Source organism: Nonlabens sp. Asnod3-H03 (genome assembly GCF_045063665.1).
Classification (GTDB): Bacteria; Bacteroidota; Bacteroidia; order Flavobacteriales; family Flavobacteriaceae; genus Nonlabens; species Nonlabens ulvanivorans.
The window spans coordinates 2,071,156-2,089,737 of the sequence record NZ_JBEFOD010000008.1; the positions used below are offsets into that span (position 1 = coordinate 2,071,156).

Annotated in this window: 18 protein-coding genes; 8 read left to right on the plus strand and 10 right to left on the minus strand. The window is 35.6% G+C overall.

Annotated elements, in window-relative coordinates; genetic code table 11:
* Nucleotides 1-115 precede the first annotated feature (115 nt).
* On the plus strand, nt 116-1,564 hold the full coding sequence (locus ACJJVI_RS12685; protein WP_405352243.1) for a glyceraldehyde-3-phosphate dehydrogenase: 1,449 nt from the start codon (nt 116-118) through the stop codon (nt 1,562-1,564).
* A 130-nt stretch (nt 1,565-1,694) separates the two neighbouring features.
* Here the strand turns inward: ACJJVI_RS12685 and ACJJVI_RS12690 are convergent, their stop codons facing one another.
* Nucleotides 1,695-2,828 (minus strand): DUF3095 family protein, encoded by a 1,134-nt coding sequence (locus tag ACJJVI_RS12690; protein WP_036580882.1) that lies wholly within the window; start codon nt 2,826-2,828, stop codon nt 1,695-1,697.
* A 117-nt stretch (nt 2,829-2,945) separates the two neighbouring features.
* On the opposite strand from ACJJVI_RS12690, the gene ACJJVI_RS12695 reads away from it, so the two are divergent.
* From ACJJVI_RS12695 to ACJJVI_RS12705, 3 genes are all read left to right on the plus strand, one after another.
* The gene (locus ACJJVI_RS12695; protein ID WP_405352244.1) at nt 2,946-3,410 is read left to right on the plus strand and encodes a hypothetical protein; all 465 of its coding nucleotides are present in this window, start codon (nt 2,946-2,948) and stop codon (nt 3,408-3,410) included.
* A gap of 84 nt (nt 3,411-3,494) precedes the next feature.
* On the plus strand, nt 3,495-5,462 hold the full coding sequence (locus ACJJVI_RS12700; RefSeq protein WP_405352245.1) for an endonuclease: 1,968 nt from the start codon (nt 3,495-3,497) through the stop codon (nt 5,460-5,462).
* 2 nt (nt 5,463-5,464) lie between these two features.
* The gene (locus ACJJVI_RS12705; protein ID WP_042248576.1) at nt 5,465-5,746 is read left to right on the plus strand and encodes a hypothetical protein; all 282 of its coding nucleotides are present in this window, start codon (nt 5,465-5,467) and stop codon (nt 5,744-5,746) included.
* Between the two features lie 95 nt (nt 5,747-5,841).
* Here ACJJVI_RS12705 and ACJJVI_RS12710 read toward each other — a convergent pair whose 3' ends face one another.
* The 8 genes from ACJJVI_RS12710 to ACJJVI_RS12745 form a co-directional block, all read right to left on the minus strand.
* Nucleotides 5,842-7,725: a DEAD/DEAH box helicase gene (locus ACJJVI_RS12710; protein ID WP_317291181.1), complete on the minus strand. Its 1,884-nt coding sequence runs from the start codon at nt 7,723-7,725 to the stop codon at nt 5,842-5,844.
* Between the two features lie 94 nt (nt 7,726-7,819).
* Complete coding sequence (locus tag ACJJVI_RS12715) at nt 7,820-8,179, minus strand: Hpt domain-containing protein (RefSeq protein ID WP_405352246.1); 360 nt, start codon at nt 8,177-8,179, stop codon at nt 7,820-7,822.
* 14 nt (nt 8,180-8,193) lie between these two features.
* Complete coding sequence (locus ACJJVI_RS12720) at nt 8,194-9,732, minus strand: YifB family Mg chelatase-like AAA ATPase (RefSeq protein WP_405352247.1); 1,539 nt, start codon at nt 9,730-9,732, stop codon at nt 8,194-8,196.
* A gap of 898 nt (nt 9,733-10,630) precedes the next feature.
* Entirely contained in the window at nt 10,631-11,287 is a 657-nt protein-coding gene (locus ACJJVI_RS12725) for a response regulator transcription factor (RefSeq protein WP_042246594.1), read from the minus strand.
* Nucleotides 11,288-11,293: 6 nt separating this feature from the next.
* Nucleotides 11,294-12,028, minus strand: coding sequence for a sensor histidine kinase (locus ACJJVI_RS12730; protein ID WP_405352248.1), 735 nt, complete (start codon nt 12,026-12,028; stop codon nt 11,294-11,296).
* 11 nt (nt 12,029-12,039) lie between these two features.
* Entirely contained in the window at nt 12,040-12,705 is a 666-nt protein-coding gene (locus ACJJVI_RS12735; RefSeq protein ID WP_405352249.1) for a hypothetical protein, read from the minus strand.
* Between the two features lie 14 nt (nt 12,706-12,719).
* Complete coding sequence (locus tag ACJJVI_RS12740) at nt 12,720-13,394, minus strand: hypothetical protein (RefSeq protein ID WP_405352250.1); 675 nt, start codon at nt 13,392-13,394, stop codon at nt 12,720-12,722.
* A 9-nt stretch (nt 13,395-13,403) separates the two neighbouring features.
* The gene (locus ACJJVI_RS12745) at nt 13,404-13,736 is read right to left on the minus strand and encodes a hypothetical protein (protein ID WP_042270485.1); all 333 of its coding nucleotides are present in this window, start codon (nt 13,734-13,736) and stop codon (nt 13,404-13,406) included.
* Nucleotides 13,737-13,866: 130 nt separating this feature from the next.
* Here ACJJVI_RS12745 and ACJJVI_RS12750 point away from each other — a divergent pair, with 130 nt between their 5' ends.
* Nucleotides 13,867-14,430: a nitroreductase gene (locus tag ACJJVI_RS12750; protein ID WP_405352251.1), complete on the plus strand. Its 564-nt coding sequence runs from the start codon at nt 13,867-13,869 to the stop codon at nt 14,428-14,430.
* Between the two features lies 1 nt (nt 14,431).
* On the opposite strand, the gene ACJJVI_RS12755 is transcribed toward ACJJVI_RS12750, so the two are convergent.
* On the minus strand, nt 14,432-14,860 hold the full coding sequence (locus ACJJVI_RS12755) for a DUF4268 domain-containing protein (protein ID WP_405352252.1): 429 nt from the start codon (nt 14,858-14,860) through the stop codon (nt 14,432-14,434).
* 205 nt (nt 14,861-15,065) lie between these two features.
* Between ACJJVI_RS12755 and ACJJVI_RS12760 the strand changes: the two genes are divergently transcribed.
* The 3 genes from ACJJVI_RS12760 to mnmE all read left to right on the plus strand — a co-directional run bounded on the left by ACJJVI_RS12760 (nt 15,066) and on the right by mnmE (nt 18,419).
* Nucleotides 15,066-16,037, plus strand: a complete 972-nt coding sequence (locus ACJJVI_RS12760; RefSeq protein WP_036580961.1) for a 3-oxoacyl-ACP synthase III family protein — start codon at nt 15,066-15,068, stop codon at nt 16,035-16,037.
* A gap of 30 nt (nt 16,038-16,067) precedes the next feature.
* A complete protein-coding gene (locus ACJJVI_RS12765) occupies nt 16,068-16,892 on the plus strand; it encodes an SDR family oxidoreductase (RefSeq protein ID WP_317291174.1) in 825 nt (274 codons plus the stop codon).
* A 90-nt stretch (nt 16,893-16,982) separates the two neighbouring features.
* Complete coding sequence (gene mnmE / locus ACJJVI_RS12770; RefSeq protein ID WP_405352253.1) at nt 16,983-18,419, plus strand: tRNA uridine-5-carboxymethylaminomethyl(34) synthesis GTPase MnmE; 1,437 nt, start codon at nt 16,983-16,985, stop codon at nt 18,417-18,419.
* The last annotated feature ends 163 nt before the right edge of the window (nt 18,420-18,582 follow it).

Below are 18,582 nucleotides of genomic sequence, written 5' to 3' on the forward strand. Positions count from 1 at the left end.
ACTTTTATAATCATTAAACTTTCACGAAGGCGTTAAAAAATAAATAAAACCAGTTACGAAAACGTTGTAGAAGTATTACTTTTGCAGCCAAATAAAACCCACAAAAACCCATTCAATGAGTAGCTTAGATACTTATGAAAAAGAGCTCGCCTTTCAAACTGACAGGCGTCGCGCAGCAGTTGCATTTATTAAAGCCGTAAGCGATTTATGGTATGATAAGTCTATAGAGCTGGTGCTTTTTAGAAATCAATTGATTGATCGTAACGTGAGTGAGATCATCAACCTGCATGAGTATGCTGGTGAGTTTGTTCAAAAGCCTATTTCGGTTTTTGATAGTGTAGAAATTGCTCAGGCTATTCTACAATTGGACATGCCTCCTGCAAAACTAGACATAGGTAAATTAACTTATGAGTACCATCTAGAAGATAATGACTATCAAAATGCTACAGCATTTGTAGCAAGTAAGTTAGGTGATGCACAACAGGCTAATGATATTAAGCCAAAGGATGTGGTATTATATGGTTTTGGTAGAATAGGTCGTTTATTAGCTCGAGAGTTAATGACAAAAGCCGGAAAAGGAAGCCAGTTAAGATTAAGAGCTATCGTTACTCGTGGTAAAATCGATGAAACTGTTCTTGAAAAACGCGCATCATTGCTTGCTCAAGATTCTGTACATGGTGATTTTTCTGGTACGGTAAGTTATGATGTAGCAAATGAATCATTAATCATTAATGGTACCACTGTTAAAATGATTAGTGCAAATGCACCTGAGGATATCGATTACACATCTTACGGAATTAATGATGCCTTAATTATAGATAATACTGGCGCTTTTAGAGATGATGAAGCTCTTGCTCGTCATTTAAAAGCTAAAGGTGCTCATAAAGTTTTACTTACTGCACCTGGAAAAGGGATTCCTAATATCGTGCATGGTGTTAACCAGTTAGAAAATGATCCAGATCAAATAGATATTTTTTCTGCTGCTAGTTGTACCACTAATGCGATCACTCCAGTATTAAAGGCTGTCGAAGACACCTTTGGTGTTGTTAAAGGACACTTAGAGACCATACACGCTTATACTAATGATCAAAATTTAGTAGATAACATGCACAGTAAGTACCGTCGTGGTCGTGCTGCTGCTTTAAATATGGTTATTACAGAAACCGGTGCTGGTAAAGCAGTAAGTAAAGCGCTACCATCTTTTGAAGGTAAGTTAACTTCTAACGCGATACGTGTACCTGTTCCTAATGGTTCTCTTGCTATTTTAAATCTAGAATTAGAAACAGTTACTAGTAAAGAAGGCATCAATCAAATCATGAAAAAATATGCACTAGAAGGTGACCTTGTAGAGCAAATTAAGTACTCAATTGATAATGAATTAGTGTCCAGCGATATTGTAGGATCTAATGCTCCATCTATATTTGATTCAAATGCAACTATTGTCAGTGCAGATGGTAAGAATGTCGTTCTATATGTATGGTATGATAATGAGTATGGATACAGTCATCAAGTAATAAGATTAGCAAAATACATCGCTAAAGTTAGACGATTCACGTACTACTAGGATTGTATATTATAAAACTAAAAAGCCATCTCAATTGAGATGGCTTTTTTATTGAATAAATAATTATCTAACAAATAATATTAAGTCACTACACATCAATTAACTATGTCAATAATATGTTTTTAAAAATCTAGAGTTTAAGCAATTTAGAAGCTTGTGTATAACCGCCTTGATCACCGTCTAAAAAATGTACATGATAATCATCTATAGCGGTTACATAGCAAGAAAGTACACTAGTATTACTTACATAATAACCATATCGCAGTAAGTTTTTATCCTGCATGGCTTGTAGTTCAAAGAGTAATAACTCTCGCTGTTTTGCAGTACCTGATATGACAGTATTTATCGTACCGTCCACCATTAAAGATTCCGTTAACTCTGGTAATTCTCTTAAATAATTACGTCCTTTTTCATTAGTTTTCAAATACCATCGAGCGATAAAAGAACGTATAGCACTCGTAAATACTTCTACCCATTTAAGCTCTGAAAATTTCATCAAAACCTCATTTTTGAGCTGTCCTAGGCTATTGATCATAATTAACTTTTCGATGGTAATAGGATGTCTCTTCTTAACATCACCGTATATAAATTCCATTTTAGTTAAAACCTCACTGTAAACAGTACTTTGTAAAGCAGTGGTTTGCGCTTTTATGATAAGCGTTAGTATTTCATTAGAGTCTACGGGCGGCGCTATTTTATCCCATTTACATTCCATACCTTTTAAATTAAGATTATATGGAATATTTGTTAACCCAATCTTTCGGCTTTTAGACTTTACTTCATCCTCAGCCATTTGCAAGGCATCACCTAAAACGACAGGTATAATATGCAAATCATTCAATTTCACCTTTGTAATTTTTAAAGTAGCCCCTTTTTTATACATGTCACCTACCTTACAAGAATCGACTCTTAAGAAGAAATCAAAATTAGATTGACAGTTTTCTTGATGTAGGATAAGTGCATGTAAACACTCTTTGAGAATGATATCAGGTACTATAATCGTCGCGCCATCACCACCAAAAAAAAATGGAATCATTACATCATTATCTCGAGCAATATTAAGACACGCTACTATACTACCTGTTGCGGCTAGATTAACAAGTTGATGATTTCCAGCACTAACGGCAGCTGTAGAATTCTGCACATCGGTAACAATGATATTCCAGTCATCAGGTACGTCCTCAAATAAAGAAGGCTCTAGCAATACCTCTTGAATTGGTATATGCTGGATGAATAGATCACGATAAAAATCATTATTTGTCATATTCAAACTTACATTTATTAATCATGCGAGACAATAGCCTAATAAACCTTAATTACTTATTAAACTCAGATTATTACAGCAGAAATAGACTACATTTATACCATATTAAATTGAGTTATGAAGATCATTTTTACATTACTAATATTATTTTTCAATCTTATCCTCTCACAAGGACAAGAAATAAAAAAAATCTCTACTGGTGGCTATCACTATCAATTAGGTGATGATTTTCTTAACATATCTGATTTAGATAGAGTTTTGGAATCTAATGAAGAGGCCCATCGATTGTTGTACGATGCTAGACAATATAGAGGCATATCTCAAATATTAGGATTTGCTGGTGGTGCATTAATAGGATATCAACTAGGAAACTTAATTGCTGGAAAAGATTTTGATAATGTACAAGGATTTCTCGGTGCTGGATTAATAGCGATCGCTATCCCTATCAATATTAGGCAGACTAGGAAAATAGAAACTGCTGTAGATCTTTACAATTCAGGTCTCAATCCTTCTAGTGAACCATCTGCTCAACTTTCCTTTATTTCAACAGGTACTTCTATAGGATTATCATTACGCTTTTAATTATTGAATAACTACTTTATAATTAACTATTTCTTATTCTAGGAAGCGCAGAAACAACCGTATTTTTGCCTAAAATCCCCTAGAATGAAAAAGCTAATCACTTTTATTACGATTGCTATATTTAGTATCGCTTTCGCGAAAGCGCAAGTAGTCATCAATGAGCTAGACTCAGATACGCCTAGTACAAACGATAGGCAGTTTGTAGAACTCAAATCTGACGTTCCATTCTTTTCTCTCAACGGTTATGTACTCGTATTTTTTAATGGTTCTACTAGTGCTTCTACTGGGATGGGCCGCAGCTATTATACCGTAGACCTAGATGGTCTTACAACAGACGATAATGGACTGGTTGTATTAGGAAGTTCATTAGTTTCTCCTGTACCAGATCGCTATCTAGCAGAAAGTAATATTCAAATAGGTGCAGATGCTGTTGCTATTTATGCAGGAAATGACACCGACTGGCCAGATCAAACCTTTGCTTCTCAAACCAACCTTATCAGTGCATTAATTTATGATACCGATGATGCTGATAATATGGCGTTAATGAGCCTATTAGGCATTAATGATCAATATAACGAGAATGAGAATGGGAATAAAACCACTGAATCTGTTCAACGTAAAGCAGATGGGACATATGAGACCAAAGCGCCTACTCCACATTCTTTAAATGATGCGACTGTACCTACTTACACAGGTATAGGATTTACAGTAGCTCCTTTACCTATCACAGAAGGCTCTAATTTTGATATCACTTTTACTTTATCACAACCACAAACAACCGACTTTGTTCTTAACTATACTATCGATTTAGGAAACTTTGATAGTTCAGATTATACGGGTCCTTCTCAAGTAACTTTTACTGCTGGACAAACTAGTGTTGTTGCTAGTTATACCATAATAGACGATACCATTGACGAAGGTGATGAGGAATTAAGTGTCAATCTAGATAATAATGTTCCTGTAGGTTTTAAAAGATTGAAAGACAATGAGCGCCATCTTGTTGTTGATAATGATTTTCAAGTAGCTTCTTATGGTACTCCACTAGCACCTACCTATGGAATTGTTAACAGCACGGCACCAGCAAATTATTACGACTCTCTCGATGGGTTAGCTAGTCCACAATTAGAAAATGCAATAACCAACATCATAGCAGAAGAGTTTGTAGTACGCATTCATACTTATGACGATATCGTTCAAATCATGAAAGAATCTGATCAGTCACCATTAAATTCTAATCAAGTATGGTTAATGTATACTGAACAACAACGATCTAAAGCAGATTATCAAACCGGAAGCAACAGTACTGGAAAATGGAATCGTGAGCACATCTATCCACGATCACGAGGTGGCTTTTATGAAATTGAATATGATGAAACCATTGATGGTATGGCTGTATGGACTGATACTAACGTAGATAGTTTAAGACATGGGCAAAGTGATGCACATCATTTAAGAGCTACAGATGGTGGTGAGAATAGTTCAAGAGGTAATAAAGATTATCCAGAATATGATGGACCTAATGGTACTCAAGGTTCGTGGCATGGAGACGTAGCGCGAGCTATATTTTACATGACCTTACGTTATAACAATATTGATGTTGTCAATGGTAACCCTAGTAACTCTACAGTAGGACAGTTAGGTGATCTTGCGACATTATTACAATGGCATAGAAATGATCCGCCAGATGATTTTGAAATGAATCGTAACAATGTAATCTATAACTGGCAAATCAACCGTAATCCATTTATCGATAATCCAGAATTAGTAGAATACATCTGGGGAAATCAAGTAGGACAAAACTTTACTCTATCTAGTGAAAGTGAACAACTAGCTGCCGTAAAACTATTCCCTAACCCTAGCGAAAATAACTTTCATATTTCTGGGATAGAACAAGACACTCAGGTAATTATTTATGACCAATTAGGAAGAATTACTATTAAAAAAGATATTGATCAAAACACAACCTTTGAACACGACTTACCTATAGGTTTATATATAGTGAAAGTTCAAACGGAAAATGCGTCACAAAGTTTGAAGTTGATTGTAAAATAAGAATGATTAAAAGGTCTGATATTTTAAAAGAAGCCCATTTAATGCTTTGTAGTATTTTAACAGGTAGATTACAATCGATCTTTTTATTTGCCTTGATTCTCTTTATAATTCCTTTTGTACTTTTTATCACAGCACCTATAATTGATTATAAAATTATCATAGGTAGCATTCTATGTATCCTATTTGGGCTATGGTTAGTTCGTTCTAGATTAAGAGACTATAAAGAAGAATATCGTAGACAAGACTTAAAGAAAGAACAACGTAAAAAAGGACTGCGAAATTGACTTAAAAAATCACATCCTACCTTTCTTGGTTAGATTAAAATAAAAAAGCCTGTTTAGCATTCACTAAACAGGCTTTTTTTATATTAATGATATGATTACCACTTACGACCTTTAAAGCCGCCACGGTTACCACCACTATCATTACCGCCAGAAGAAGAATCACTTCTACGACGACTACTTCTATTACCTGAACCGCTATTATCAGAATCAGAACGTCTTCCTCTATGGCTACTGCCTCCAGAATTACTGCGTCCTTTATAGCCGCCACCACCGTTAGAATCACGACGTCCTTTAAAACCGCCACCACTACGTCCACCACGTCCACCACGTTCACGAGCTGGTTCTTTTACAACACCTTTATGCTCATTAACTCTTAGATCATGTCCGTTACGTTGTTTACCATCTAATGTCAGTATTTGTGACGCTACATCTTCTGCTACATCCATATAAGAATGTGTTTTATCCATAACGATACGACCTATTTGAGCGCCAGATATACCTGTGGTATCACATACATATCCTAGTAAAGCTCCTTTATTGATATCATCTTTAAGACCTAAATTGATAAAGTAAGTCTTCATACCTTCTTCAGTACCACGACTTGTACGTTTACCGCGCTCGCGTCTTGGACTATCGTCTCTATCGCGTCCTTTAGAACGATCATTAAGATCAGAAATAGAATTACGCTTGTAAATAGAGTTGTATTCTTTAGTCAATAACTTTGCTATCAACTCTTCTTTAGTTACATCGGCAAAGCTTTCTTGAACTGCTGTCAGTAAGTCCTCACCTATCTTCTCATTGATTTCTTGCTTGATCATGTTATCTGACCAGCGAGCAATACGTTTTTGAGTAATAGCTTCTAGAGCAGGCACTTCACCTTGTGTGAATTCAATACCCAATTTACTAGCAATAAATTTTAACTTACGATTATCACCACGAGTGATTAAAGCAATTGAAACACCTTTTTTACCAGCACGAGCAGTACGACCAGAACGGTGCGTATAAAATTCAGGATCATCTGGTAAAGCAAAGTGTATAACGTGAGTAATATCATCTACATCGATACCACGTGCAGCAACATCTGTTGCAATAAGTAGTTTAAGATTCTTATTACGGAAACGTTTCATCGCAGCATCGCGCTGCGCTTGTGACATGTCACCATGTAAAGCCTCTGTTGCATAACCATTGTTGTTCAACTGATCTGCTACGTTTTGAGTATCACGCTTTGTACGACAAAATACAACACCAAACATATCCTGATCATAATCTAAGAAACGTCTTAACGCCTCAATTTTATCAGATGCTTTTAATTGTATCGATTGGTGTTCAATATTTTTATTTACAATGTTTTTAGGATTAATACGCACCTCTTCAGGCTGGACCATATATGTATCCACTATGCGCTTAATTTCACGTGCCATTGTTGCAGAGAATAACCAGATATTTCTACCAGTATCACTCTTTGAGAGAATAAAATCGATATCCTCTTTAAAACCCATATTAAGCATCTCATCGGCTTCATCCAGTACCATGTACTTTAAAGCGTCGAGTTTTACTTCACGGCGTTTCATTAAATCCATTAGACGACCTGGTGTAGCCACAATAATTTGTGCGCCACGGCGTATGTCTCTAATTTGATTCATAATATTTGCTCCACCAAAAACGGGAACAACATTCAATTTACCTAGGTGTTTTGACATTTGTTCCATTTGCCCACAAATCTGTTGAGCAAGTTCGCGAGTAGGTGCCAGAATAAGGGCTTGTACTTCACGTGAATTAACATCTATAAGATCCAATAAGGGTAAACCGAAAGCAGCAGTTTTTCCCGTACCGGTTTGAGCAAGACCTATAAAGTCTCCGTCATGCTTCAATAAAATGGGAATAGACTGTTGCTGAATCTCTGTTGGGTTTTCAAAACCCATGTCAGCGAGGCCGTCTAATAACGGCTGTGAGAGTCCTAAGACTTCAAAATTTTTCAAATAACTTCTTTTAAATATTTTGCAAAAATACAAATTAAAAGCTCTACTTGCTAATTAATAATCAACTGATTATCAAATCAGTTATAGTCAAGGCTTAGCTTTTTGAGGCAAATGCATCTCGTGTTTGTTGCACCATATCAATACCAGTATCATAATTTGCTTGAAATTGCTCATATAGCGTGATAATTTCATCGGTATCTTGTACTGCCTTGGCCCTATTTTCAATTTCCTGTAATAACATCGTTTCCATTTCCATATCTAACAACCGATAACTAGACTTTATCTTGTGGGCTATTTCACCAGCATTTTCATAGTCTTTTGTCTCAATTTGCTTCTTAAGTAGTTGGTAATCTACTGGAACTTCAAGCAAGAAAATATCTAGTATTTGTACAAACGTTTCAACATCATCGCCAAAGTTATCTTTAAGCGTCTCTAATTCTAAAATTTCACTCATTTCATATAATTATTTTAACCCAACCAGCCATCTCTATCTAGGCTGCGGTATTGTATAGCTTCTGCAATATGTGTACCTGTGATCTCTGCGCTACCTTCTAGGTCTGCAATAGTTCTTGATACTTTCAAAATTCGATCATAGGCTCTTGCACTCAAGTTCAATCGTTCCATCGCGTTCTTCAGTAACTCCTTACTCGCATCATCTAGAATACAGTATTTCCTAATATCCTTTACACTCATTTGAGCATTGTAGTGTGTTTTCTCGCTTTCGCGAAAGCGTGCTGTTTGAATATCTCTAGCCGCAGTCACTCGCTTTCTAATAACATTTGATTTTTCTGCTAGTCGTTCTTCCGTTAATTTTTCAAATGGTACTGGTGTAACTTCAATATGAATATCAATACGATCGAGTAACGGTCCAGATACCTTACTAAGATATCGTTGCATCTCTGCTGGACTACTTTGCACAGGTGCATCTGGATCATTAAAATATCCGCCAGGACTAGGATTCATGCTCGCCACTAACATAAAACTAGATGGATAAGTAACCGTGAATTTTGCACGAGAAATAGTGACCTCACGATCTTCAAGAGGTTGTCGCATCACTTCTAGTACAGTACGTTTAAACTCAGGCAATTCATCTAAAAAGAGAACACCATTATGTGATAATGAAATTTCACCAGGTTGTGGATATGCTCCACCACCAACCAAAGCAACATCTGATATGGTATGATGTGGACTGCGGAATGGGCGTTGTGCCATCAATCCTACTTTTTCTTGAGTACGACCGGCAACGCTATGAATTTTTGTTGTCTCTAATGCCTCATGTAATGTCATAGGTGGTAAGATGGACGGCAGTCTTTTTGCTAGCATTGTTTTTCCTGCACCTGGTGGTCCTATCAGGATAATGTTGTGTCCACCGGCTGCAGCTATTTCCATACATCGTTTAATAGATTCCTGTCCTTTTACATCTGCAAAGTCAAATTCTGGATGCTCTAAAGCCTGAAAGAACTCATCTCTCGTATCAACTATGGTAGGTTCTAGTGGCTTGCCTTCATTAAAAAAGTTTATCACTTGTGATATATTATCAACGCCATAAACTTCTAGTCCATCAACAATAGCAGCCTCGCGAGCATTTTGTGCCGGCAGTATAAATCCTTTATACTTCTCTTCTCTAGCTTTTATAGCGATGGGTAAAGCGCCTTTAATAGGTTGCAAGCTACCATCTAGAGATAACTCACCCATAATAAGATATTGGTCTACTTCGTCTGCTTTAATTTGTCCAGAGGATATTAATATACCTATGGCAAGTGTTAAATCATAAGCACTTCCTTCTTTACGTAAGTCTGCCGGCGCCATGTTAATAGTGATCTTCTTACCTGGCAGCTTATATCCTACATTAGACAATGCTGCTGCGATACGATAAGAGCTCTCGCTAATCGCTTTATCTGGTAACCCAACGAGGTGATATCCTATTCCTTTTACACTATTAACCTCTACTGTTATAGTTGTTGCTTCTACACCAAAAACGGCGCTTCCATAGACTTTTGTGAGCATATCATAGGTTTATGGTTTAAAAGTAGGAAATTTAACAGAAGTATTATAAATCTAACATATAGTAATGCAAAGAATGGGACCTAAGTCCCATTCTTGCGGTTAATGTGTTGCTAATGCAGGTAATTTGATTACCCTAAATTGATGAAGTGATACATTTTCCCCCGAAAACTAGACGATCCATAACCATCAAAACAATTAGCAAAACTTATTAAAAACACTCAATTCAAATACGATTCCTTTTTAAAAAGGAAAGCAGAAATGAGGCGCTAGCCCCATTTCCTTTCCCCTTTAAATACTCTGTATACAGAGTGTGTAATTTCAAGTTCAACTCATAAACCTTTTCCCCTACAAAACTGAATAAAAGAAGAACTCTAGCTTAATTACAATCCAAAGTTATGCATACCTCATCGTTCATGAAATAGGTATAAATACCTGTTTTTGTATATTGAACAAATAGTACGAAATAGAAAATGAGGCCGAAGCCTCACTTTCATTGCCTTAGAATAAGATTCTGGAAGGTTAAATAAGTAGTTTTCAAACAAAATCAGAAGAGTCTCTCGGTTTCCCCTACAAAAACAAGAAAATCACCTAGTTAAAACTACTTACTTAAATATACAATATTTATATCGATTAACAAACTGAAAATCAATACTTATTAAGGTTATTAAATAGTAAATGAGGCCTAAGCCTCATTTACATTTTTCTAAAAATAATTTTTTGATGCGCCAAAAATTTATTTTAGTGTTCAAAGTTGAGATATCTTCTTGGTTTCCCCTACAAAATCAAAAAGAGTCTTCAACTTCTCTTATTTACTTATTTTACTTGTTTTACTTGTTCAAATTTAGACAGGTCAAGAGGTGTACACAATAGGTATAAATACCTGTTTTTTGATAGAAAATCAAATTTTGACTGTGATAATGGCATTCTGTATGGCATAAGCCACAAGTCCAGCGACGTTTCTCATTTTTGTCTTAACCAATAAATTATTGCGATGCCCATCCACCGTGCGTTTAGAAACACAAAGTTGTTCTCCAATTTCGGCAGTTGTAAATTGCTCACAAATTAACTGTAATACATCTAATTCTCGTGGCGTTAATAAATTATGATCTAGTGTGCTGCGCTTATAATTTCCATCTTGAGAATTATCCTGTAATATGCGTAAAACATTTTTATCATAATAAAATCCTTTTGCCGCGACTTCTCTGATGGTAAGCTCAACTTGTGCAGGCGTGGTGTTTTTCACTAAATATGACGCGGCTCCTACACCTAGCATATTAGAAATAAACACATCTGTATTGTAACTACTTAATGCGATAACACTTAGTTCTGGAAAAAGTTCTTTGATCTTTTTAGTAGCTTCTACTCCATTTAATTCTGGCATTTTAAGATCGGTAACCACTACATCTGGTAATGGCGATTGAGTAGAAAGTTGATCTACGAGATCCTGTCCATTTGTTGCTGTAAAAACCACATTAAAATCTGGAATTCTTTGCAACATAAAACTTAAGGTATCTAGAAATAAACTCTCATCATCTGCTAGGGCGATGTTTATCATATGGGTTTAAGTTTTAGGGAATTTAAAAGTATATATAACACCATTACCATCACTAGTTTCTAGGTGATAGGTTCCATTTAATAGGTCTACTCTACTGCTTATATTACTAGTTCCTAGACCTATTTGAGCATTATCTTGAAAACCTATTCCATTATCACTATAGGTAATTAGTCGATAATGATCTTCTTCATGAAGTACTATGGATACTTTATCTGACTGTGCATATTTAATGGTATTATTGAGTAACTCTTGTATGACACGATACACATGTAACTGTGAATCAGGATTTAACTGCTCTTCATTCCAGTCACAGGAGAAATGAATATCAATTTTATCACCTTTAATACTCTTAACAACCTCTGTAAGTGCTGCACATAAACCAAATTTCTCAAGTACTGGAGGCAAAAGGTTATGAGCTATTTTACGTGCGTTTTCTAATGTTTTACCTGTTGCTGTTTCAATACGAGAAATCAACATTTCACGCTCTTCAAGAGATAAAGACTCTTCCTTAAGCATGTTAGTATTCATGGCTATCACGTTCAATTTTGCACTGATCTCATCGTGCAAGTCTCTCGCGATGCGCTGTCTTTCTTTTTCTTGAGTTACAAGTGTAGCAGACATGACATCTTTTTGAGCTTTAATTTGAGTGTCCCTTACTTCCAGATCAGCTTCTGTGATACGCTTCCGCGAAAGCAGGAAAAAAATAACCATACCTATAGAAAATAGAATAATAAAAATCATCAACCCTATAGCTATATAGTTAATCGATGTATTTGAGATTTGAAGTATAACAGGCATTCGTAAATAAATAAGGTATGTAAAATCGTTAATGGTAAAACATGAAGAGTTCTGAGTAGAATTTTCACATCTGGAGGAACACCTTCATAAAACTGCATCGTCATAAAAAAGATCAAAGTTGTTCCTAGCATTATAAATAAACCAATATTAATAAAAGGATAGCCCATTTTATTTTTAAGTAATTCTATAAAATAATATGCGCTAAAAAACAATAATAAAGGTATAGTCATTAAAGGTAACCAAACTGAGAATTCTAATATCCATGATGGATTAAAAATATATGGTATGATACCGATTATTAAAACTATGATTACCGAAGATTTAAAATATTTAGTAAAAACAGGACAGTCGATTACTTTCTTAAAGAAATAAGATAAAAAGACAAATTGCAAAATAGTGAAAAGAAAGAAAAAGGGAGCATTTGTTTTCTCACCTAAAACTAGAAAATAATCCCAAGTAATCATTTTACTCATGACCTCAGTAAATGCGCCAGTCATAAGATATAAAAAGATAGGCTTGAAATCATTTTTCCCCATACTTATCGCTATAGTATAAAATAAAAAAGCGAGAATCAATAGGGTTTTATAAACTGTAGAAAGATGGTCTAAAAATGACTCCATTAGTTAATCATACATTACTGCTGTAAACGTTGTAGCTTCATAACTTCACTTTCTTTAAAATATAAATATGATTCTAACAAAAACATGACATACATAATAATTAAAACCACTCTATTAATGGACTCTCTAAAAAACCAAATTTCAAGATCAACACCTACATAAGTACCATTTACAGCACTAGATATTAAAAAACTACCCGACACTAAGAAAATCCCTGTCGTGATATAAGGATACCCATCTCTAGCTTTTAACAATTGAATAAAATAAACCATCGAAGCTATGATGATAGCTGACATTAAAGAGAAAGCTAACCATGGATCATTTTCTAACCAATAATGTTTTAATCTTGATTGAGAAAAAATACCTATTACCGCACAAATGGAAAATAGATAAACAAAATATCTTTTTGTTGCCTTACTTTTTTGAACACTGTATAAAAAGAACCCAAAAGTTAAGAAAGAAGTCCATTTATAAACATGACCAACTATCGCGTTATTTTGTTCTCCCATAATTAATAAGTGGTGCTCACGTATTAAATATGTAAAGAATTCACATAAGCAACCTATGATTAAACAAATAGTAATAGGTAAAAACTTTCTGGCACCATAAACAATTGATACTGAAAACACAATCGTAGTCAGTATCAATAGTAAATAGTATAAATCAGCAATGAAATCTGAAAAAGACAATGTTTAAATCTAATTTAAAGGACTTGATGAATCTCCGTTAGGCGGAATACTGCTCGAATTATCGTAGATATAATATCCATTCTCTGCATCTATCAAGTCTTTACCGTCGCTCCCTACAGCCACTAACATTACTTTTGCCACGCCGCCGGTTCCTGGTTCAGTAAGACCTAAGTAAATTCTACAATCTACTCCGTTTTCTCCAGTTACCTGAGAAAGGTCACTTCCTGGAACTAAAAATCCTTGTAAACCATCTGTTTGTGCTTGGATCCACTCTTTACCAGATGTTTTCCAGTTGCTACGCCATTGTTGGGCTTGTTCTAATGGGATTGTGTTTTCTGACATAATACTCTAAAATTAATTGGGGTTAAAATTCATAATTCGATATAAAGCTAACATAATTTTGTTAAATCGCATTAAAGCTTTTTGCAAACCCTTTATCGTCTACCATATACATATTATCTTTATTAAAAAAATGATAGATCAAATCATCAAAACGCGTCGTAGTGTATTTCCTGCGCAGTATACCGGAGAAATAATACCAAGAGAAGATATTCTAAAAATTTTAGACAGCGCAAGATGGGCACCTAATCATCGTAAGACAGAACCGTGGCGTTATCAAATACTGACTGGTAAAGCATTAGAAAGATTAGGTAACTTTATGGCGACATCTTATGCCCAAACGGAAGGCTATAAAAAGTTTAAACTAAAGAAATTACAAGAAAATCCTACCAAAGCTAGCGCTGTCATCTTGATTTTTATGCATCGTGACATCAATGAAAGTGTACCAGAATGGGAAGAAATAGCAGCGGTATCAATGAGCGTGCAAAACATGTGGTTAACTAGTCATAATATGAAATATGGCGCCTACTGGAGTTCTCCTAAACCGTTTGCAAACATTAAAAACCTAGAAGGAATACATGTCGCAGATAACGAACAGTTTTTAGGCTTTTTCTATCTAGGAACATATCCTTATGAGGAGCAAGAACTTCCAGAACGCAAATCGATAAAAGAGATGGCTAGCTTTATTAACGAGTAAATCAACTTTCTATAAAATCTTTGTATTCCCAGAAAAATAATTCCAGCTTATCCATATAGGTATAGAAAAACTCATAGACCTCTGGCCATTGCGTCTTTTTCTGGATTTTAACACCTTCTAGCATCACATAAACCCGAGAAATCTGCTTGCCAGACTCTAGAACATAGTCTGCATCTAGAATAATATCTGGTGAGACTTCTTCCTTCAGAATCGCTTGAAGACTAATAAGCTTTTCAAAATAATACTCACGATAAAACATCTCATCATATTCTATATCCATGGAAACCAGCGCACGTCGATCCTCAAAAGAGAACTTAAGAACCACATCTTTAATTTTAGTATTGTATAACAACCACTTACGATCATATCGTTTACCGAACATGGTCCAGAATTGCTGTCTAACTAATTTTGCTTCTTCACGTGAATACATTTTGCAAAAATAAATGTGATTAAAGAGTAAATCCTAGAAATGAGACTTTTTTATTTTATCAATTTGATGATTTAATGCAATATTATTAAGTAAACAAAAATGAATTACGGATTAATTTACGAATATCTTAATTTACCGATATTTTCTTATATATTACTCTTTTTTATTGTTTAAATGTCACATTTTTATGCGCTTATACTCATTTATGAATAACGCATATATTAAAGGAACTGGATCCTATGCTCCAGAAAACATAGTGAAAAACGATTTTTTTGAATCTGTAGGATCTAATGATGCCTGGATACAAAAAAACTTAGGAATAAAAGAAAGACGCATCTCCACAGGTGAAACTACCAGCGACCTCGCTGCAATGGCTGGTAAGGAAGCTATTAAAAATGCTGGCCTCACTCCTCAAGATATCGATTTAATCATTCTTGCCACCGCAACACCAGATAAGCTCGCTCCATCTTGCGCCTGTTTTGTACAAGAAAAAATAGAAGCGTTTAATGCTGTAGCCTTTGACATTTCTGCTGTTTGCTCAGGTGCTTTGTTTGCTACTACTACCGCAGTACAGTACATAAAATCTGGAATGTATAAAAATGTGCTTGTTATAGGAGCAGATACTTTTTCAAACATCACAGATTGGAATCGTAGAGACGCTGTATTTTTTGGTGATGGTGCTGGCGCCATGGTAATCTCTCATACTAATGAGGATAAAGGATTTATAGATTTCTTACTACATACAGATGGTCGTGGTAAGGATTGCTGGAATATACCTGCTGGTGGTTCTCTCACTCCTACTACCCCAGAAACTTTAGAAAAAGGGCTTCAATATTTTCAAATGGATGGTCCAGCCGTTTTTCAAACCGCTATAAAAGTTGTTCCAGAATCTATTGAAAAATTGCTTCATAGAAATAATACTCACATAGATGATATTGATTTTCTCATTCCACATCAACCTAGTGTGCGCATCCTTGAAGAAGTTGCAAAACGTGTCTCTTTACCATGGGAAAAAGTAATGACTAATATGGATCGTTATGCAAATACCTCTGGTGGTACTATACCTATCATGCTTCATGAAACCGTTTCAAAAGGAAAACTTAAGGATGGTGACATGGTATTATTTGCAGCCGTAGGCGCTGGATGGACCTGGGCAACGTCACTTTATAAATGGTAATTTTATTTTAATACTAAAACTTCACATCACATGATGTTCTCAAATAAAACTTTTTTAATTACAGGAATAGCAGACGAGCATTCTCTAGCCATGTATGCTGCAAAAGAAATTATAAAAAATGGCGGTAAGGTCGTTTGTACAGGTCTAGGCGTTAGTCGTTTTCACGAAAATTTATCAGATAAAGCTAAGTCCTTTTTAAATAAAAACTTTGAAGATTTTAAATCCTCGGTTCATAATTCTTTAGGAGACGCCATGGTGGAGATCTTAGATGTTTCACTCGATGAAAACATAGAAGCATTTGCTCAAGAACTAGCCGCTCGCAACATTAAACTCGATGGATTTCTTCATGCCATTGCCATGGATAAAACCATACGTAAAAAAGAAGTAAAACCACTTATAGACGTCACACTAGATGAGTTTTGTGATACCATGAATGTAAGTGCTTATTCCTTAATAAGAGTAACACACTATCTTTTAAAACATGACGTCTTACAATCTGGTGCTTCTATTTGTTCCCTAAGCTACATCGCTGCTGCAAAAGTGACGTTCCATCCTTATAGGAATATAAGTATTGCCAAAGCCGCTTTAGAACGTATCACCGTAGAACTAGCAGATGAGCTAGGACGCAAGCACGGTATACGTGTAAATGCCATAAGGTTCTCACCTTACATGGGAAGTAAAGCAGGAAATGCAACACTAAAAGAAGAAGATGTCGCCACATCCCATAAAATGAGTCCGCTGGGGAATGCTTTACCTATCGATCTAGCTTATGAAATTGCGCACCTTTTTAGACCAGAAAGTCGCATTACAGGTGAAATAAGACATGTAGATGGTGGTTATAATATTACTGGTTAATAAATTCTATTAAAGGTTTCAACAATATCTTAATTTAAGAATTGTCATAGGATTAAGATAGAACTGCTGGCTTCTCTTTACCTTTGTACTATGTATAAAAACGATACCATTGTAGCGCTGGCAACACCAGCAGGTTCTGGAGCTATTGCCGTTGTAAGATTATCAGGCTCTGAGGCTCATGAAATAGCAAGTAAGATTTTTGTTCCCGCTTTCGCGAAAGCGGACTCCAAATCAACATCAGAGCTATATCATAATCTAGGAGCAAACACGGTTACTTTAGGTCATATCTATGACGGTAATCGCATGGTAGATGAAGTACTGCTTACTAAATTTAACGCACCACGATCCTACACAGGCGAGCACGTTGTTGAGATATCGTGCCATGGTTCTATATACATACAACAAGAAATTATTGCGGCATGCCTTAAAAACGGTGCCCGTATGGCAAACGCTGGTGAGTTCACTTTACAAGCGTTTTTAAATGCAAAAATGGATCTCAATCAGGCAGAAGCTGTTGCAGATCTCATCTCTAGTGAAAGTGAGACGGCACATCAAATTGCGTTACAACAAATGCGCGGTGGCTTCTCTAGTGAGCTTAAGGAGTTAAGAGGTCAACTGCTCAACTTTGCCAGCTTGATAGAACTAGAATTAGACTTTAGTGAGGAAGATGTCGCCTTTGCAGATCGAGAAGACTTGAAAAGATTATTATCAGAAAGTCAGCAAACCTTGCGTAAGTTAATCGACTCCTTTGCACTAGGAAATGTACTTAAAACAGGTATTCCTGTTGCGATAGTAGGTGAACCTAATGTAGGTAAGTCTACCCTACTCAATGCTTTACTTAATGAAGAAAAGGCTATCGTAAGTGATATTGCTGGTACCACTCGTGACTCTATAGAAGATGAAATTAATATCGATGGCGTACGCTTTAGATTAATAGATACTGCAGGATTAAGAGAAACGACAGACACCATTGAAGGTATGGGAATACAGCGTTCTTATGCCAAAGCGGAACAGTCTAAACTAGTGTTATATCTACTAGACGCCACACAGCTTAATACGGCACCTAGAATCATGCATTGCTTAATGCGCATACAGATTTTAAGAGAGAAATTTCCAGACAAACCACTAGTAGTGATCGTCAATAAAATTGATCAAATCACCGGTCTAGAACATGCTGAAATCACCAAACAAATTAATTCAAAGTCACCAGATACGATTCTAATTTCATTAAGTGCCAAGTCTCGTGCTGGTGTGGACGAATTAAAAACAGCACTGGTTAGTAGTTTTAAAAGTGGTGCTCTATCACAAGATGATACTATTGTGAGCAATGCTAGACATTATGATGCTTTACAACAAGCCTATAGTTCTTTACTAGAAGTTCAAGAAGGTATTGAAAATGATATCTCTAGTGAATTTCTAGCTATTGACATACGCGCCACGGCAGAGTCCTTGGGCATTATCACTGGTGAGATTACTAATGATGAATTGTTGGGTAATATTTTTAGTCAGTTTTGTATTGGGAAGTAATTGTTATTTTTAATGTACTAACTTATTGTCAATATTTTAATTTGCAGTCAGAATCCTATCTACTATTAGTACCAAGAATTCACACCTCATTTACAAATACTATAACTTTTAAATTATCAATTCAATCTTCAGACCTATTTGGATCATTGTGTCTTAAGTATAA

Bases quoted from the DNA above. Each gene is read 5' to 3' on its own strand.
- ACJJVI_RS12685 (WP_405352243.1), top strand. From the start codon at position 116: ATGAGTAGCTTAGATACTTATGAAAAAGAGCTCGCCTTTCAAACTGAC.
- ACJJVI_RS12690 (WP_036580882.1), bottom strand. From the start codon at position 2,828: ATGACAAATAATGATTTTTATCGTGATCTATTCATCCAGCATATACCA.
- ACJJVI_RS12695 (WP_405352244.1), top strand. From the start codon at position 2,946: ATGAAGATCATTTTTACATTACTAATATTATTTTTCAATCTTATCCTC.
- ACJJVI_RS12700 (WP_405352245.1), top strand. From the start codon at position 3,495: ATGAAAAAGCTAATCACTTTTATTACGATTGCTATATTTAGTATCGCT.
- ACJJVI_RS12705 (WP_042248576.1), top strand. From the start codon at position 5,465: ATGATTAAAAGGTCTGATATTTTAAAAGAAGCCCATTTAATGCTTTGT.
- ACJJVI_RS12715 (WP_405352246.1), bottom strand. From the start codon at position 8,179: ATGAGTGAAATTTTAGAATTAGAGACGCTTAAAGATAACTTTGGCGAT.
- ACJJVI_RS12720 (WP_405352247.1), bottom strand. From the start codon at position 9,732: ATGCTCACAAAAGTCTATGGAAGCGCCGTTTTTGGTGTAGAAGCAACA.
- ACJJVI_RS12725 (WP_042246594.1), bottom strand. From the start codon at position 11,287: ATGATAAACATCGCCCTAGCAGATGATGAGAGTTTATTTCTAGATACC.
- ACJJVI_RS12730 (WP_405352248.1), bottom strand. From the start codon at position 12,028: ATGATTTTTATTATTCTATTTTCTATAGGTATGGTTATTTTTTTCCTG.
- ACJJVI_RS12735 (WP_405352249.1), bottom strand. From the start codon at position 12,705: ATGGAGTCATTTTTAGACCATCTTTCTACAGTTTATAAAACCCTATTG.
- ACJJVI_RS12745 (WP_042270485.1), bottom strand. From the start codon at position 13,736: ATGTCAGAAAACACAATCCCATTAGAACAAGCCCAACAATGGCGTAGC.
- ACJJVI_RS12750 (WP_405352251.1), top strand. From the start codon at position 13,867: ATGATAGATCAAATCATCAAAACGCGTCGTAGTGTATTTCCTGCGCAG.
- ACJJVI_RS12755 (WP_405352252.1), bottom strand. From the start codon at position 14,860: ATGTATTCACGTGAAGAAGCAAAATTAGTTAGACAGCAATTCTGGACC.
- ACJJVI_RS12760 (WP_036580961.1), top strand. From the start codon at position 15,066: ATGAATAACGCATATATTAAAGGAACTGGATCCTATGCTCCAGAAAAC.
- ACJJVI_RS12765 (WP_317291174.1), top strand. From the start codon at position 16,068: ATGATGTTCTCAAATAAAACTTTTTTAATTACAGGAATAGCAGACGAG.
- mnmE (WP_405352253.1), top strand. From the start codon at position 16,983: ATGTATAAAAACGATACCATTGTAGCGCTGGCAACACCAGCAGGTTCT.